15 protein-coding genes and 2 pseudogenes are annotated in these 14439 nt (G+C 69.4%); 12 read left to right on the top strand and 5 right to left on the bottom strand.

What is annotated here, in order from left to right:
- Nucleotides 1-45 precede the first annotated feature (45 nt).
- Nucleotides 46-1032, top strand: coding sequence for a magnesium/cobalt transporter CorA (gene corA, locus ABZ412_RS23035; protein ID WP_357283702.1), 987 nt, complete (start codon nucleotides 46-48; stop codon nucleotides 1030-1032).
- A 17-nt stretch (nucleotides 1033-1049) separates the two neighbouring features.
- On the opposite strand, the gene ABZ412_RS23030 is transcribed toward corA, so the two are convergent.
- The 3 genes from ABZ412_RS23030 to ABZ412_RS23020 are packed head-to-tail and all read right to left on the bottom strand — an operon-like array spanning nucleotide 1050 to nucleotide 3111.
- The gene (locus ABZ412_RS23030; protein WP_357283338.1) at nucleotides 1050-1625 is read right to left on the bottom strand and encodes a suppressor of fused domain protein; all 576 of its coding nucleotides are present in this window, start codon (nucleotides 1623-1625) and stop codon (nucleotides 1050-1052) included.
- 4 nt (nucleotides 1626-1629) lie between these two features.
- Nucleotides 1630-2124, bottom strand: a complete 495-nt coding sequence (locus ABZ412_RS23025) for a general stress protein (RefSeq protein WP_357091391.1) — start codon at nucleotides 2122-2124, stop codon at nucleotides 1630-1632.
- 51 nt (nucleotides 2125-2175) lie between these two features.
- Nucleotides 2176-3111, bottom strand: coding sequence for a CoA ester lyase (locus tag ABZ412_RS23020; protein ID WP_357283336.1), 936 nt, complete (start codon nucleotides 3109-3111; stop codon nucleotides 2176-2178).
- A gap of 61 nt (nucleotides 3112-3172) precedes the next feature.
- On the opposite strand from ABZ412_RS23020, the gene ABZ412_RS23015 reads away from it, so the two are divergent.
- The 10 genes and pseudogenes from ABZ412_RS23015 to ABZ412_RS22970 all read left to right on the top strand — a co-directional run.
- A complete protein-coding gene (locus ABZ412_RS23015; RefSeq protein ID WP_357283334.1) occupies nucleotides 3173-4498 on the top strand; it encodes a CBS domain-containing protein in 1326 nt (441 codons plus the stop codon).
- Complete coding sequence (locus ABZ412_RS23010; protein ID WP_357283333.1) at nucleotides 4495-5082, top strand: DUF1003 domain-containing protein; 588 nt, start codon at nucleotides 4495-4497, stop codon at nucleotides 5080-5082. Before ABZ412_RS23015 ends, ABZ412_RS23010 begins: the two co-directional genes overlap by 4 nt.
- A 156-nt stretch (nucleotides 5083-5238) precedes the next feature.
- Nucleotides 5239-6690, top strand: coding sequence for a lytic transglycosylase (locus tag ABZ412_RS23005; protein ID WP_357283332.1), 1452 nt, complete (start codon nucleotides 5239-5241; stop codon nucleotides 6688-6690).
- A gap of 158 nt (nucleotides 6691-6848) precedes the next feature.
- Nucleotides 6849-7736, top strand: a complete 888-nt coding sequence (locus tag ABZ412_RS23000; protein ID WP_357283700.1) for a lytic murein transglycosylase — start codon at nucleotides 6849-6851, stop codon at nucleotides 7734-7736.
- A 53-nt stretch (nucleotides 7737-7789) separates the two neighbouring features.
- A complete protein-coding gene (locus ABZ412_RS22995) occupies nucleotides 7790-8926 on the top strand; it encodes an Mrp/NBP35 family ATP-binding protein (RefSeq protein ID WP_357283330.1) in 1137 nt (378 codons plus the stop codon).
- Between the two features lie 83 nt (nucleotides 8927-9009).
- Complete coding sequence (locus tag ABZ412_RS22990; RefSeq protein ID WP_357283329.1) at nucleotides 9010-9396, top strand: DivIVA domain-containing protein; 387 nt, start codon at nucleotides 9010-9012, stop codon at nucleotides 9394-9396.
- A complete protein-coding gene (locus ABZ412_RS22985) occupies nucleotides 9393-9965 on the top strand; it encodes a DNA-3-methyladenine glycosylase I (protein ID WP_357283327.1) in 573 nt (190 codons plus the stop codon). The genes ABZ412_RS22990 and ABZ412_RS22985 overlap by 4 nt, the downstream gene beginning before the upstream one ends.
- Before the next feature lie 165 nt (nucleotides 9966-10130).
- A complete protein-coding gene (locus ABZ412_RS22980) occupies nucleotides 10131-10298 on the top strand; it encodes a DUF3117 domain-containing protein (protein WP_083869218.1) in 168 nt (55 codons plus the stop codon).
- 62 nt (nucleotides 10299-10360) lie between these two features.
- Nucleotides 10361-10564, top strand: a pseudogene (locus ABZ412_RS22975) (hypothetical protein); the annotation flags it as partial.
- Between the two features lie 444 nt (nucleotides 10565-11008).
- Nucleotides 11009-11569, top strand: a pseudogene (locus ABZ412_RS22970) (methyltransferase domain-containing protein); the annotation flags it as partial.
- 7 nt (nucleotides 11570-11576) lie between these two features.
- Here ABZ412_RS22970 and ABZ412_RS22965 read toward each other — a convergent pair.
- Complete coding sequence (locus tag ABZ412_RS22965; protein ID WP_357283325.1) at nucleotides 11577-12515, bottom strand: LysR substrate-binding domain-containing protein; 939 nt, start codon at nucleotides 12513-12515, stop codon at nucleotides 11577-11579.
- A 69-nt stretch (nucleotides 12516-12584) separates the two neighbouring features.
- Between ABZ412_RS22965 and ABZ412_RS22960 the strand changes: the two genes are divergently transcribed.
- Entirely contained in the window at nucleotides 12585-13088 is a 504-nt protein-coding gene (locus ABZ412_RS22960) for a GNAT family N-acetyltransferase (RefSeq protein WP_357283323.1), read from the top strand.
- Between the two features lies 1 nt (nucleotide 13089).
- Here the strand turns inward: ABZ412_RS22960 and glgA are convergent, their stop codons facing one another.
- Nucleotides 13090-14259 carry a glycogen synthase gene (gene glgA, locus ABZ412_RS22955; RefSeq protein WP_357283697.1) on the bottom strand — a complete coding sequence of 390 codons (1170 nt, stop codon included), beginning with the start codon at nucleotides 14257-14259 and terminating at the stop codon, nucleotides 13090-13092.
- Nucleotides 14260-14439: the final 180 nt, after the last annotated feature.

Below are 14439 nucleotides of genomic sequence, written 5' to 3'. Positions count from 1 at the left end.
CCCGGCGAACCGACGCCCGCCAAACCGGCCGTACCGCACGGCGCGATCGTCGACTGCGCCGTCTACGTGGACGGACAGCGGCTGTGGGACCGGTGCACCTACAAGAACGCCCTCGCCGAAGTGCGCGAACGCAAGGCGGGCTTCGTCTGGCTGGGTCTGCTCGAGCCCGGCAAGGAGCTGATGACCGACGTCGCCGAGACCTTCGGCCTGCACTCGCTGGCCGCCGAGGACGCGGTGCACGCCCACCAGCGCCCGAAACTCGAACGCTACGACGACATCCTGTTCCTGGTCATGCGCACCGTGCAGTACCTCGAGCACGAACTCAAAACCGTCGCCGAGATCGTCGATACCGGCGAGATCATGGTCTTCACCGGACCCGACTTCGTCATCACCGTGCGCCACGGCGAGCACGGCGGACTGGCCGGACTGCGGAAGGACCTGGAAGCCGACCCCGCGCAACTCGCGCTCGGCCCGGGCGCGGTGCTGCACGCGGTGGCCGACCACGTCGTCGACACCTACGTCACCGTCACCGCCGACATCGAGGAAGACGTCGACGCCATGGAGGAAGAGGTCTTCACCCCCGCCAACAAACTCCAGATCGAGGCGATCTACCAGCTCAAACGCGAAGTGGTGGAACTACGCCGGGCCGTGAAGCCCCTCCAGCTACCCCTGCAGGTGCTCACCCACGACACCACCCTGCCCCTGCCCAAGGAGATTCGGCGCTACCTGCGCGACGTCGCCGACCACCACACCGCGGTCACCGAACAGATCCTCGACTTCAACGAATCCCTCAGCGCCCTCATCAATGCGGCGCTGGCCAAGGTGAGCGTCCAGCAGAACACGGACATGCGCAAGATCTCGGCGTGGGCGGCCATGGCTGCGGTGCCGACCGCCATCGCGGGGATCTACGGCATGAATTTCGACTTCCTACCGGAGCTCCGATGGCACTACGGCTATCCGATCGTGATCGGTGTCATGGTGCTGCTGTGCACGATGCTCTACGTGAATTTCCGTCGGAACAAATGGCTTTGAGCAAACCCCGCGGCGCGCTAGAGGCTCGCAGCCGGGCGGGCCGGGTCGCGGACGTCGATGCCCGCCTCGGCCCACGCGTCGCGCAGCGCCGCCGCGCCGCGGATGCGCACCCACGCCGCCTCGGTCGCCGTGATCGGCGCGACCGTCAGGAAGCGCACCGGGTCCGCGGGATCGGGCAGCACCACTTCCGGGATCTCGCTGTCGCCCAGCAGGACCGCCGTGAACGGCGCGTTGGCCCAGATCGGCTCGCCCAGGTCCAGCAACGCGTCCGCCTGCAGCACAACGCCTTCGACCGCGGGCGCGGCCACCAGCACGCCGAGGGTCCGGGTCAGCCCCGAACCCGCGCCCGCGCCGCCGCGCAGGGTCAGCACCAGCTCCGCGCGCGGCCCGCGCACCGGATCGGCCAGCGCCGCCGCCGGATCGGTCATCGGATGCCGGGACCCGCCCAACGTCGAATAGTGCACGAACTCGCCGTCCGGGATGCGCAGGATGTCGATGGGCTCCAGACCCAGGAACGTCACCGACGCCGCGTCCGCGGACTCCACGCCGAAGTGACCAAGCACCGCGGCCCGGACCTTGTCCAATACCTCCATCGATTCAGATGGCCAGTCTGGCGAGCATGTCGCGCGCCTGCTCGGCGGTCTTCGGATCGCACAACACGTCGTAACGGCCCGCCACCAGCTGCATGGTGGAGGCGAAGTCACGCTGGCCCCGGGTCGCCGCGTACGGGATGGACGCGGAGATGAGACCGAAGATGATGCCGCCGACCAGGCCGACCACCAGCGGGCCCAGGGTGCCGCCGGTGGTGAACATGCTCAGCAGCAAGCCTAGGAACAGGCCCAGCCAGGCGCCCGAAACCATGCCGCCGCCAATGACTTTGCCCCAGGTCAGCCGGTACAGCACACGCTCGACCTGCATGAGGTCGACACCGACGATGGTCACGCCCTCCACCGGGAACTGGTTGTCGGCCAGATAGTCGACCGACCGCTGCGCCTCCGCGTAGGTTGGGTAGGAGCCGATCGGCCAGCCCGACGGCGGCGTCGGCAGGGCGGGCTGCCGGCCCCGGCTCGCATTCCCCATGGGATTCGTCATGACTCCATCATGCTATTTCCGGCCGACACCCGCCCGATCGCCGTGCCGGATTCACAGAGCTCGCGCGGTTCGCGCCATTCCCGCGGCCCGACCTTTGTCAGCGATCACCTGAGCCATCTTGGCGCTGGCCTCGTCGATCATCTCGTCCCCGAGCATGACCGCGCCGCGCGCGCCGCCCTCGACGGAGGTGTGGAAGGCGTACGCGTCGAGGATCTCCTCGGCCCGGTCGTAGTCGGCCTGGCGCGGGCTGAAGATCTCGTTGCACGCGGTGATCTGGTCCGGGTGCAGCACCCACTTGCCGTCGAATCCCAGCGCCGCCGTGCGGGAGGCGTTGCGGCGGAAGCCGTCGATATCACGGACCGCCAGGTAGGGGCCGTCGATGGCCTGCAGGCCGTGGGCGCGGGCCGCGAGCAGGATCGTCATATAGATGTGGTGGTAGGCGTCGCCGGGCTCGTAGCCCTCGGGCTGCTCGCCCACCACGAGGGTGCGCATATTGATCGAGGCCATGAAGTCGGCCGGGCCGAACACCAGGGTCTGCACCCGCGGGCTCGCGGTGGCGATGGCGTCGATATTGCGCAGGCCCAGCGCGTTCTCGATCTGCGGTTCGATGCCGATCCGCCCGACCGGCAGGCCGTTGGCCTTCTCCAGCTGGGTGAGCAGCAGGTCCAGCGCCTGCACCTGGCCGGCGTCGGTGACCTTGGGCAGCAGGATGGCGTCGAGTTCGGAGCCCGCGCCCTCCACCACCGTGATGACATCGGCGTAGGTGTACTCGGTGGTCCAGTCGTTGACCCGCACCACGCGGATCTGGGAACCCCAGCCGCCGGAGTTGAGAGCCGCCACGATGTTCGCCCGCGCGGCGGCCTTCGCCGCCGGTGCGACCGCGTCCTCGAGATCCAGGAACACCTCGTCGGCGCCCAGCCCCTTGGCCTTCTCGATCATGCGCGGGTTACTGCCGGGTACGGCCAGCACCGATCGACGCGATGTCATGGGTCACTCCTTCTCGTGGCGCGGCAATTCCGACGCGCTGGACCCACTAGCCTTATCAAACATGGCAGCGACGAAGGTTTTCGCCGCCCGGTTGGCGGGCTTGGTGGTACTGGGACCGGACGGCGAGTCTATCGGCCGCGTCCGCGACATCGTGATCTCCATCCGATACGACCGGCAGCAGCCCCGGGTACTGGGCATTCTCGTCGAACTGCCCACCCGGAAGCGGATTTTCGTGCCCATGTTGCGGGTGCAGGCCATCGAACCCGGCGCGATCACCCTCACCACCGGAACCATCAGTGTGCGCCGCTTCGAGCAGCGGCCGGGCGAACTGCTGGCCATCGCACAGATTCTCGACTCCACCGTGCGCGTCGCCGACCCCGAGCTCGAGCATCTGGCGGGCGTGGACGTGGTGGTGGTCGACCTCGGCATCGACAAGGGCCGCACCCGCGACTGGGTGGTGTCGCGGGTCGCGGTGCGCGAACGCCGCCGCCTCGGTGTGGGTTTCGGCCGCCGCGGCGCGGTGCACGTGGTCGACTGGGCGCAGGTGCGTGGGCTCACCCAGACCGAACTGAACATGCCCGGTCAGGACGTCACCCAGCTGCTGGGACAGTTCGAGGGCATGCGGGCCGCCGACGTCGCGCACATGCTGCGGGAACTGCCGCCCAAGCGCCGCATCGAGGTGTCCGCGGCCTTCGACGACGAACGCCTCGCCGACGTGGTCCAGGAACTGCCCGAGAACGACCAGGTGGAGCTGCTCGAACAGCTCGGCGTGGAACGCGCCGCCGACCTGCTCGAGGCCATGGACCCCGACGACGCGGCCGACCTGTTGGGCGAACTGCCCGCGGGCGAGGCGGAATCGCTGCTGGCGCTGATGGATCCGGAGGATTCCGAACCGGTCCGCCGCCTGCTCGAGCACGCGCCCTACACCGCGGGCGGTCTGATGACCCCGGACGCGGTGGTGCTGACCGCCTCCACCACCGTCGCCGAGGCGCTGGCCCGGATCCGAGATCCCGAGCTCACCCCGGCGCTGGCCTCCATGGCCTTCGTGGTGCGCCCGCCCACCGCCACCCCGACCGGCCGGTACCTGGGCTGCGTGCACTTCCAGCAACTGCTGCGGGAACCGCCGGCGAACCTGGTCGGCGGCATCGTGGACACCGATCTGGTGCAGCTGCGCCCCGATGCCCCGCTCACCGCGGTCACCCGATATTTCGCCACCTACAACCTGGTGTGCGGACCGGTGGTGGACGCGGAGAATCATCTCTTGGGCGCCGTCAGCGTCGACGACGTGCTCGACCATCTGCTCCCCGAGGACTGGCGTGAGCAGGACGAGGACAATCACGACGCGCACGGGATGCCCGTGATCGAAGGGACGGGAGGCCGCTCATGAGCGAACGGCTCGACAAATCCAGTGCGCGCCAACGCCTGGAGACGCCTCTCGAGAATCGCTTCCGCGGCCTGGACTGGGACGCCGAGGCACTCGCGGTCACCAGCGAGCGGATCGCCCGATTCCTGGGCACCGGCCGCTATCTGGTGATCCAGACCGTCATCGTGGCGGTGTGGATCCTGCTCAACGTGTTCGCGCTGCGGCTGCAGTGGGACCCGTACCCGTTCATCCTGTTGAACCTCGCGTTCTCCACCCAGGCCGCCTACGCCGCGCCGCTGATCCTGCTGGCGCAGAACCGGCAGGACAACCGCGACCGGGTCTCGCTCGAGGAGGATCGGACCCGAGCGGCCCAGACGAAGGCCGACACCGAGTTCCTGGCAAGGGAGCTGGCCGCCCTGCGACTCGCCGTGGGTGAGGTCGCCACGCGCGACTACGTGCGCAGGGAACTGGACGACATCAAGGAAACCCTGGTCAGATTGGAAAAACTGGCCGTCGACGGGGAGATCGTCCAATCGCGGAAAGCAAAGAAGGGTACCGATCGAAAGGCTACCGAGGTCCCGATTTCGGCACAGAAAGATGGCGACTGACCACAGAAGCTGTACCGAACAAGCTGACTCATGGGTAACCTGGATCACGTTGTTCCGAGCGACCGACCCAGACACTGCCGCAGCACACGTGTCACCACGGGGCTCCGGCCGCACGACTGAGGGGATTGTGTGGTGGCGAAGAGAATTTCTGCTCCGGTGACAGCGTCTGCGCTGTTGATAGCGGGCCTGGTCACCGCCGGTTCCGCCACCAACACGACGGTCCCCCCCGTCGCCCCGCAGGCCGCGCCCGATGCGTTGCTCGCGGCCTCCGCCGCGACCGACGCGAGTCTGAACACTCCCGTCGACACGCCGTCGGATCGGCTCGTCGGACTGGTTCCGGCGGCTCCGGAGGCGCCCCGCAAACTCAGCGCAATGACTCCGCCCGCGGACGGCATGCCGCTCTTCGGCGGCACCGTCCCGCTGCGCGACATCGCCCTGCCCGGCGGCGGCGGACTGCTCGGCATCCCGGAGATCGTGCTGGCCGCCTACCGCAATGCCGAACTGGCACTGCAGTCTTCGGACCCCAACTGCCATCTGCCGTGGTACCTGCTGGCCGGTATCGGCCGCATCGAGTCCAACCACGCCAACAACGGCCGCACCGACGCCGCGGGCACCACGGTCACCCCTATCTACGGTCCGGCGCTGGACGGGACACTGCCCGGCAACGAGATCATCAAGGCCGCCGACGGCAAATACGTGCGCGCCGTCGGGCCCATGCAGTTCCTGCCCAGCACCTGGTCGCTGTACGCCGCCAACGGAAAGGGCAGCGGCACACCCGATCCCAACAACGTCTTCGACGCCGCGCTGGCGGCCGGGAAGTACTTGTGCTCGGGCGGCCTGGATCTGGCGGACTCGCAGCAGCAGCTGCGGGCGGTGCTGCGCTACAACAATTCGATCTCCTACGCGGCCAATGTGCTCAGCTGGGCAAACGCCTACCGGACCGGCGGCGCGCCGCAGCAGGTGAGCATCTCGCCGGATCTGGTGCCCAACAACTACGTTCCGGTCAACGGCCCGGACATCACGGTGGCCTCCACCACGATTCCGGCCGGGCCCGCGCCGGAGCGCACCCAGCAGACGGTCGTGACCACCACGCCCGGCGCGACCCAGGTGATGATCACCATCGCGGGCCTGCCGCCGATCCCGTGCGGCATCTTCTGCCCGGCCACCCCGGCCGTGCCCGCCAATCCCTGTGAGCAGGTGGCGGTTCCGGCGCCGGCGCCGGATCAGAAGCCCGCCGACGCGGCCACCGACCCGGCCGCCGAGGATCCGGCCAAGCCCGCCGACACCAAGCCCGCCGACGCCCAGCCCGCCGACCAGAAGCTGGGCCCCGACGGCAAGCCGTTGCCGAAGGATCAGCCCATCATCACCACCTGCACCGCGCCGGTGCAGCAGGCCGAGAACAAGCCGCAGGATCAGCCGCAGCCGGGTGTCCAGCAACCGCAGGACCAGCAAACGGTGACGCCCTCCAAGACGCCGGAGCCGCAGCCGCAACCGCCCGCGGACACCGCCCCGGAGGCCGTCGATCCGACCACTCCGGCGCCCGGCATCACGCTGCCGTTCGGCATCACGATCCCGCTCCCGGCTCCGGCCCCCGCGCCGGTTCCGTAACGAAGGTGTGATTCGCGAGTTTCGGCGCGCCGCTCCGGAACTCGCGTTTGACTAGGCATTCCTTCAAAACCTGAAAGTTGATCACGAAGATGTAACAAGAAGGTCTCGGATGAGGTAACGTGACCTGTGTTGCATCTCCCCGGTATCAACCGATGGCAATGGAGGGTCACCACACAGTGGGTCGTCACCGTAAACCCCCGGTCCCCAGAGTTCGTCGTGGATCGGTCATCGCATTGACCGGGCTCGTGCCCGCAGGGCTCGCCACAGTTACCGGAGCGGGTGATGGCCACATCACCGACAAGCTCGCGGCAACCTTCCAGCACCAGTTCGGCGGCGACGAAGACCAGCTACCCGAACCGGAGGCGGCCCCGCCCGCCGCCCCGGCCCCCGAACCCCTGCTGCACGAGGCCAAACAGGTTGCGCCCGTGGGCCCGCCGGAGATCAAGTCCGTCGCCCTCCCCGAAGGCCGGGTGCCCGCCGCCCGCGCCGCCGGACCGCTCGGCATGCCCGGCATCGCCCACGACGCCTACCAGAACGCCGAACGCGTGCTGGCCGTGGAGAACCCGACCTGCAACATGCCGTGGAACCTGCTGGCCGGCATCGGCCGGGTGGAATCCACGCACGGCTTCGGCGGCAAGGTCGACGAGGACGGCAATCCGCTGCAGCCCATCTACGGCCCGGTGCTCGACGGAAGCCTCTACGGCAACAACGTCATCCAGACCTCCGACGGCGGCGACCTGGACGGCCTGTCCGGCAGCTATCGCCGCGCCGTCGGGCCCATGCAGTTCCTGCCCGAGACCTGGCGCAAGTACGCGGCCGACGGCAACGGGGACGGCATCGCCGATCCGCAGAACATCTACGACGCCACGCTCACCGCGGGCAAGTACCTGTGCTCGGGCGGCCTCGACATGCGTGACCCGGGCCAGCAGACGCGGGCCATCCTGCGCTACAACAACTCGATGGCCTACGTCGCCAACGTGATGGCGTGGGAGACCGCGTACGGCTCGGGCATCACCCCCTCGGCCGCCGCCCTCCCCCGCATCTGACATGAGTGTGCCCCGCATCGGGGCGCGAAACCGGCGCTCCTAGACTTGGGCCCATGCCAGTGGTTACGGAATCGGATGTGCGGGGCGCGCTCGCGAAGGTGAACGACCCGGAGATCCGGAAACCGATCACCGAGCTGGGCATGGTGAAGAGCGTCGACGTCGGCGCGGACGGCGCGGTCAAGGTCGTGATCTACCTGACCACCTCGGCCTGCCCGATGAAATCCGCCATCCAGGAACGGGTCACGAAGGCCGTCAACGACGTGCCCGGAGTCGGCGCCGTCAGCGTCGACCTGGACGTGATGAACGACGAGCAGCGCACCGAGCTGCGCCGCAAGCTGCGCGGTGACGCCGCCGAGCCGGTCATCCCGTTCGCCCAGCCCGGATCGCTCACCCGCGTGTACGCGGTCGCCTCCGGCAAGGGTGGCGTCGGAAAGTCCTCGGTCACCGTGAATCTGGCCGCCGCCATGGCCGCGAAGGGCCTCTCGGTGGGTGTGCTCGACGCCGACATCTACGGCCACAGCGTGCCGCGCATGCTGGGCACCGAGCAGCGGCCCACCCAGGTCGAGCGGATGATCATGCCGCCCATCGCGCACGACGTGAAGGTCATCTCGATCTCCATGTTCACCGAGGGCAACACGCCCGTGGTGTGGCGCGGCCCGATGCTGCACCGCGCGCTGCAGCAGTTCCTGGCCGACGTCTTCTGGGGCGACCTCGACATCCTGCTGCTGGACCTGCCGCCGGGCACCGGCGACGTGGCCATCTCGCTGGCCCAGCTGATCCCCAATGCCGAGATCCTGGTCGTCACCACCCCGCAGCTGGCCGCCGCCGAGGTCGCCGAGCGCGCGGGCAGCATCGCCCTGCAGACCCGGCAGCGGATCGCGGGCGTCATCGAGAACATGTCCTGGCTGGATCTGCCGGACGGCTCGCGCATGGAGCTGTACGGCTCGGGCGGCGGTCAGACCGTGGCCGACAACCTCACCCGCACCATCGGCGCGAATGTGCCGCTGCTGGGCCAGATCCCGATCGAGCAGCAGCTGCGTGAGGCCGGCGACGAGGGCACCCCGATCGTGCTGCGCGCGCCCGAGAGCCCCTCGGGCAAGGCGCTGCTGGACATCGCCGAGAAGCTCTCGGTCCGCCGCCGCGGCCTGGCGGGCATGTCGCTGTCCATCGACACCACCCGCCACCTGTAGCGAAGGGGCGGTGCGGAATTCGACGGCCGAATTCCGCCGGGGTGTGGGCAGCCGCCCACGACGGTGACCCCTAAGCTCGGGGCATGCTCACCATGCTGCTGTACGTGCTGATCGTCGGACTGGTCGCCGCCCTGCTGTTCCTGGTGGCCAGTGCGATCTTCGGGCGGTCCGAGGAGCTCGGGCCGCTACCGGAGGGCACCACGGTGACCGTGCTGCCCGTGGCGGGCATCAGCGGGACCGATGTGCGGTCGCTGCGCTTCCAGCAGGTGTTCCGGGGGTACAAGGCCGGCGAGGTCGACTGGGCGCTGACCCGGCTCGCCGCCCGCATCGACGAACTCGAGGGTGAGCTGGCGCGGGCGACGGCCCCGGAGGTCGCGTCCGAGGAGACGCCACGCCCGGACGGCGAACGGGAAGTTCCCGAAGTGCTGACGGCCGATCCCGCCGAGCCGGGCCCCGAGGCCACTCGATGACCGTGCCCGTGGAATCCGACGGACGAATTCGGTGCGGTTGGTCGGAGGGCTCGCAGCTGTACCGGGATTACCACGATCAGGAGTGGGGCCGCCCGCTGCACGGCGATGACGCGCTGTTCGAACGGGTATGCCTGGAGGCCTTCCAATCGGGGCTGGCGTGGATCACGATTCTGCGCAAGCGGCCCGCGTTCCGGGCGGCATTCGCGGGCTTCTCCATCGAGCGGGTGGCGGGGTTCGGGGAGACCGATGTGGAACGCCTTCTGACCGACCCGGGCATTGTTCGCAATCGAGCCAAAATCGAGGCCAGCGTCCACAATGCGCGGGTTGCCCGGGATCTCGACGAGAGTCTCGACACGCTGCTCTGGAGCTTTGCCCCAGCCCCGCGGAGGCGGCCGCGGAAAATGTCCGATGTACCCGCTGTCACGCCCGAATCCACCGCTCTCGCAAAAGAACTCAAGCGGCGCGGGTTCAAATTCGTGGGACCCACCACGGCGTACGCACTCATGCAAGCGACAGGGATGGTAGACGATCACATCGCCGATTGCTGGGTGAATGTGGGGACACGCTGAACGCCACGTCGGTCGGTTTTTGGAACTCAGGTACCCGCCCCGATCCGCGATAGGGAAGAATGGGCAAGGTGTAGCCCGCCACATACCGGCGGGCTGCCTGGTTGGTGACAACTGGAGTTCCATGAAAGTGCGCAGCAGACCGCGCAGATCTGGAGGGAGCAGAGGATGGCGGCCATGAAGCCCCGCACCGGGGACGGTCCCCTCGAGGCAACCAAGGAAGGGCGTGGAATCGTGATGCGGGTTCCACTCGAGGGTGGCGGGCGTCTGGTCGTCGAGCTCACGCCGGATGAAGCCGCGGCGCTCGGTGACGAACTCGTCAAGGTCACCAGCTGATCGCTGCCGGTGAGCCCAACCCGGGGGCTCCTCCCCGGAGCCCCCGGCTTACCGGTATCGCGGTGAACGACAACACACAGAACCCCGTAGTCGGCACGGCCCAGCCCTCCCCCGCGGATCGGCTCCTGGCTTGCGCCGACCTGCTGGCCTGCCCACAGTGCGGCCACCCCCTGACGGCCGGCGTCGACCCGGCTGCCGACGACTCGCCGGCCAGAACCCTGCGCTGTCGGCTCGGCCACAGCTACGACCTGGCCAAACAGGGCTACGTCAGTCTCCTCACCGGCGCGTCCACCAAGATGACCGGCGACACCCCGGCCATGCTCGACGCCCGCGCCGCCTTCCAAGCCGCCGGCCACTTCACCCCGATCGCCGCCGCCCTGGCCGCCGCGATCGCGACGCCCCTACCCGGCCGCGCTGCCGACTCCTCACTATTCGGAGCGGACTCGCCCCCGGCTGCCGCTACCACCGACGCCCGCCACCATCGAGCCCGCGCCGGTATCGCCACGCCCGGGATGTCCGTCGCCACGGCCTCCGCCGCACGGCTGGCCGCCACGCTCCTGTCCGCCGTCCCGGCCGCGACGAGCGGCGGGCGCACCGAGGCCCCCGGCACGCCGGAGAGTCCGGTCGCCGGCCGATCCTGGGCGGGGCCGGACCCCGCCGCAGAATCGCCGACGCCCGTTCGGACCGAAGCGGCCGATCGCGGCCTCGCGGTCCTCGAGATAGGCGCGGGCACCGGCTATTACGTGGCCGCGGTACTGGACGCGCTGCCCGGAGCACGCGGCATCGCCCTGGATGTGTCGAAGGCGGCGGCCCGTCGGGCGGCTCGGGCGCATGCGCGGGCGGGGTCGGTGCTGGCGGACGCGTGGCGCGGGCTGCCCGTGCCCGACGGGGTGATGAGCGCGGTCGTGTCGGTGTTCGCGCCCCGGAAGGCGGACGAGGTCGCTCGGGTGCTGGCCGAGGGCGGGCGGTTCGTGGTGGTGACTCCGACCTCGAGGCATCTGCGGGAGCTGATCGAGCCGCTGGGGATGGTGAGCGTGGACGCGGCCAAGGAGGATCGGCTCGCCGAATCCCTCGGGGAGCGTTTCGAGCTGGTGGGGCGCGAGGCCGTCGAGTACACCATGTCGCTCACGCACGAGGATGTGGCGCGAGTGGTGGCGATGGGACCGTCGGCGTTCCACGGAGACGAGGGCCGCGCCGAAGCTATTGCGGCGCTGCCCGATCCGGTGGCGGTGACCGCTTCGGTGACGGTCTCGGCGTACCGGCCACGCTGAGCCTGGCCTATCCGGTCCCGGAAGAGCCTGGCGCCCACGGCTGTTCGCGTGGTGCGGTCGGGCGGTGCGGGAGCAGGGCGAGCAGATTGTGGACCAGCGGCCGGTCGTCGCCCACGCGGGTCGCGGTGTAGATGGTGGTGGCGGCTTCGGTTCCGGTCAGAGGGATGATGCGGACCGAGTCGGGGGCGGTGAAGGTGGCGCTGCGCGGGGCGATGGTGATGCCGAGGCCCGCGGCCACCAGGTAGAGGATGATCGTCCAATTGGTGGCTTCCTGGACTATGTGGGGTCGGCGGCCGGATTCCAGGAGCGGCGTGAGGTTCTTCTCGTAGGCGAGTTCGCCTGCCGCGCGGGGGAAGAAGACCACGGGGTCGTCGGCGAGTTCGGCGCCGGTCAGGGTGGGGCGGGCGGCGTCGGGGTGGTCGGCGGGCAGGACCGCTACGAACGGTTCGGTGATGAGCGGGGTGGTGACCGTGCCGGGCTGGTCGTCGGGGTCGCGGACGATGGCCATGTCGAGGGTGCCGGAGGCGAGGCGGGCCATCAGGTGGCTGGTGAAGCCTTCGGTCAGATCGACGTGGACGAGGGGGAAGCGCGCACGGAATTCGCGGACGCCGCGCAGGGGTTCGAGGGGCAGGACCGAGGGCACGAAGCCGAGGTGCAGGGTGCCCTGGCCGCCCTGGCCGATGCGGATCACCTCGGCGAGGTCGCGATCGGCGTGGCCGAGCAGGGCGGCGGCGCGGTCGCGCAGCACGATCCCGGCCGGGGTGAGGGCGACGGTGCGGGAGGTCCGGTCGAGGAGCCGGGTGCCGAGCAGGGTTTCCAGGCGCTGGATCTGCTGGGTGAGGGCGGGCTGGGCGATGTGCAGGCGGGCCGCGGCGCGCCCGAAGTGCAGTTCCTCGGCGACGGCCTGGAAATAGCGCAGGTGCCGCAGCTCCACCCCAGCGTTCATAAGCTGATGATATCAATCTCAGCTATCAAGTATTGGACGTTATGGTTCGAAGTCCGACATGCTTTCGGGGTGACTCAGCAGACGGACGCCGAAGCCCCCGAACTCGATTCGATCGTGGTCGCGCCGATGGCCGGACCCGAGGACGCGCGCGCCTTCAGGGACCTGAATCTGGAGTGGATCGAGGCCTTCTTCACGGTCGAGGCCGCCGACCTGGCCACCCTCGACAATGCCGAGGCCATCGTCGCGAACGGCGGCGAGGTGCTCATCGCCCGGCTGGACGGTGCGGCCGTCGGCTGCGTGGCCCTGGTCCAGGAGCATCCGGGAGTCTTCGAATTGTCGAAAATGGCTGTGTCGCCGCGCTTCCGGGGCCGGGGCATCGGCCGCGTGGTGTTGCAGGCGGCCATCGACCAGGCCCGCGAGTTGGGGGCGGAGCAGTTCTTCCTGGCCAGCAATGCCCGCCTGGCGAGCGCCGTGCACCTGTACGAGTCGATGGGTTTCGTCCACGTCCCGCCGTCGGAGTTGCCGCCCAGCCCCTACGACCGCGCCGACGTGTTCATGCGCTACCCGCTCTGATTCAGCCCTTGCGAAGCTGGTCGTAGATCCGCGCGGTGCGGGCCGCGATCTGCGTCCAGTCGAAGTGGTCGATGGCCCGGACCCGCCCGGCCGTCCCCATGGCGGCGGCGGTGACGGGGTCGGCGGCCACCATGTTGACGGCCCGGGCCAGGCCGCGTTCGTAGTCGTGGGGCGCGTGCTCGTCGTAGTGGACCAGCCGCCCGGTCTCCCCTTCGGCCACCACCTCCGGAATGCCGCCGACGTCGGAGGCGACCACGGCGGTCCCGCAGGCCATGGCCTCGAGGTTCACGATGCCCAGCGGCTCGTACACCGACGGGCACACGAAAACCGTTGCGGCGGCGAGCACCTGCCGGACCAGTTCGGTCGGCAGCATCTCCTTGATCCAGAACACCCCGTCGCGATCGTCGCGCAGCGCGCGGACCGCGGTCGCCACCTCCGCCTCCATGGCGGGGGTGTCGGCGGCACCGGCCAGCAGGACGAGCTGGATGTCCGGGTCCAGATGGCGGGCGGCGGCCAGCAGGTGCGGCACGCCCTTCTGCCGGGTGATGCGCCCGACGAAGGCGGCGATCGGCCGGTCCTGCGACACCCCGAGTTCGGTGAGCACGTCACGGGAGCCGAGGGCGGGCCCGCCCGGATGCCAGACCCGGGCGTCGATGCCGTTGTGCACCACGTGGACCTTCCCGGGGTCGATGTCGGGGTAGGCGTCGAGGACGTCGGCCCGCATGCCCGCGCTGACCGCGATCACGGCGTCGGCGTAGACCACGGCATTGTGCTCGGACCACGACGAGAGCCGGTAGCCGCCGCCGAGCTGTTCGGCCTTCCACGGCCGCCGCGGTTCCAGCGAATGCGCGGTCAGCACATGCGGAATCCCGTACAGCTGCGCGGCCAGATGCCCGGCCAGCCCGGTGTACCAGGTGTGCGAGTGCACCACGTCGGCGAAGCTGGCGGCGTCGGCCATCCGCAACTGCGCCGACATCATCTGGACCGCGGAATTGGCGGCGTAGAGCATCGGATCCGGTTGATGCACCACCGCATCCGGGCGCGCGACCCCCATGCAGTGCACGGTGACGTCGCACAGTTCCCGCAGCCTGGGCACCAGTTCGGTGACGTGCACCCCCGCCCCGCCGTACACCTCGGGCGGGTATTCACGGGTCATCATGGCCACTCGCAGTCCACGAGATGCTCTGTCCATGGCCTCCGCTTCGCTCCGGCTGTTCGCGGCCCCGGGGTCTCTCATCCCCGGCAGTTCATCGCGACGTGTGCACGGGTCCAACGTAAACGCTCATCGTGGAACCATCCAATCGACGTGGCCAGCAAGATCGCGATGAACACGGCACATGCTGGACATTCC

Origin of the sequence: Nocardia sp. NPDC005746 (genome assembly GCF_040630785.1) — a bacterium.
Lineage (GTDB): Bacteria > Actinomycetota > Actinomycetes > Mycobacteriales > Mycobacteriaceae > Nocardia.
Note: the sequence above shows the minus strand (reverse complement) of the source record. Positions and strands in the feature narration are given on the sequence as shown.

Bases quoted from the DNA above. Each gene is read 5' to 3' on its own strand.
- ABZ412_RS23000 (WP_357283700.1), top strand. From the start codon at position 6,849: ATGGAGGGTCACCACACAGTGGGTCGTCACCGTAAACCCCCGGTCCCC.
- ABZ412_RS23010 (WP_357283333.1), top strand. From the start codon at position 4,495: ATGAGCGAACGGCTCGACAAATCCAGTGCGCGCCAACGCCTGGAGACG.
- ABZ412_RS22985 (WP_357283327.1), top strand. From the start codon at position 9,393: ATGACCGTGCCCGTGGAATCCGACGGACGAATTCGGTGCGGTTGGTCG.
- ABZ412_RS23025 (WP_357091391.1), bottom strand. From the start codon at position 2,124: ATGACGAATCCCATGGGGAATGCGAGCCGGGGCCGGCAGCCCGCCCTG.
- ABZ412_RS23030 (WP_357283338.1), bottom strand. From the start codon at position 1,625: ATGGAGGTATTGGACAAGGTCCGGGCCGCGGTGCTTGGTCACTTCGGC.
- ABZ412_RS23020 (WP_357283336.1), bottom strand. From the start codon at position 3,111: ATGACATCGCGTCGATCGGTGCTGGCCGTACCCGGCAGTAACCCGCGC.
- ABZ412_RS23015 (WP_357283334.1), top strand. From the start codon at position 3,173: ATGGCAGCGACGAAGGTTTTCGCCGCCCGGTTGGCGGGCTTGGTGGTA.
- ABZ412_RS22990 (WP_357283329.1), top strand. From the start codon at position 9,010: ATGCTCACCATGCTGCTGTACGTGCTGATCGTCGGACTGGTCGCCGCC.
- ABZ412_RS22980 (WP_083869218.1), top strand. From the start codon at position 10,131: ATGGCGGCCATGAAGCCCCGCACCGGGGACGGTCCCCTCGAGGCAACC.
- ABZ412_RS22965 (WP_357283325.1), bottom strand. From the start codon at position 12,515: ATGAACGCTGGGGTGGAGCTGCGGCACCTGCGCTATTTCCAGGCCGTC.
- ABZ412_RS22995 (WP_357283330.1), top strand. From the start codon at position 7,790: ATGCCAGTGGTTACGGAATCGGATGTGCGGGGCGCGCTCGCGAAGGTG.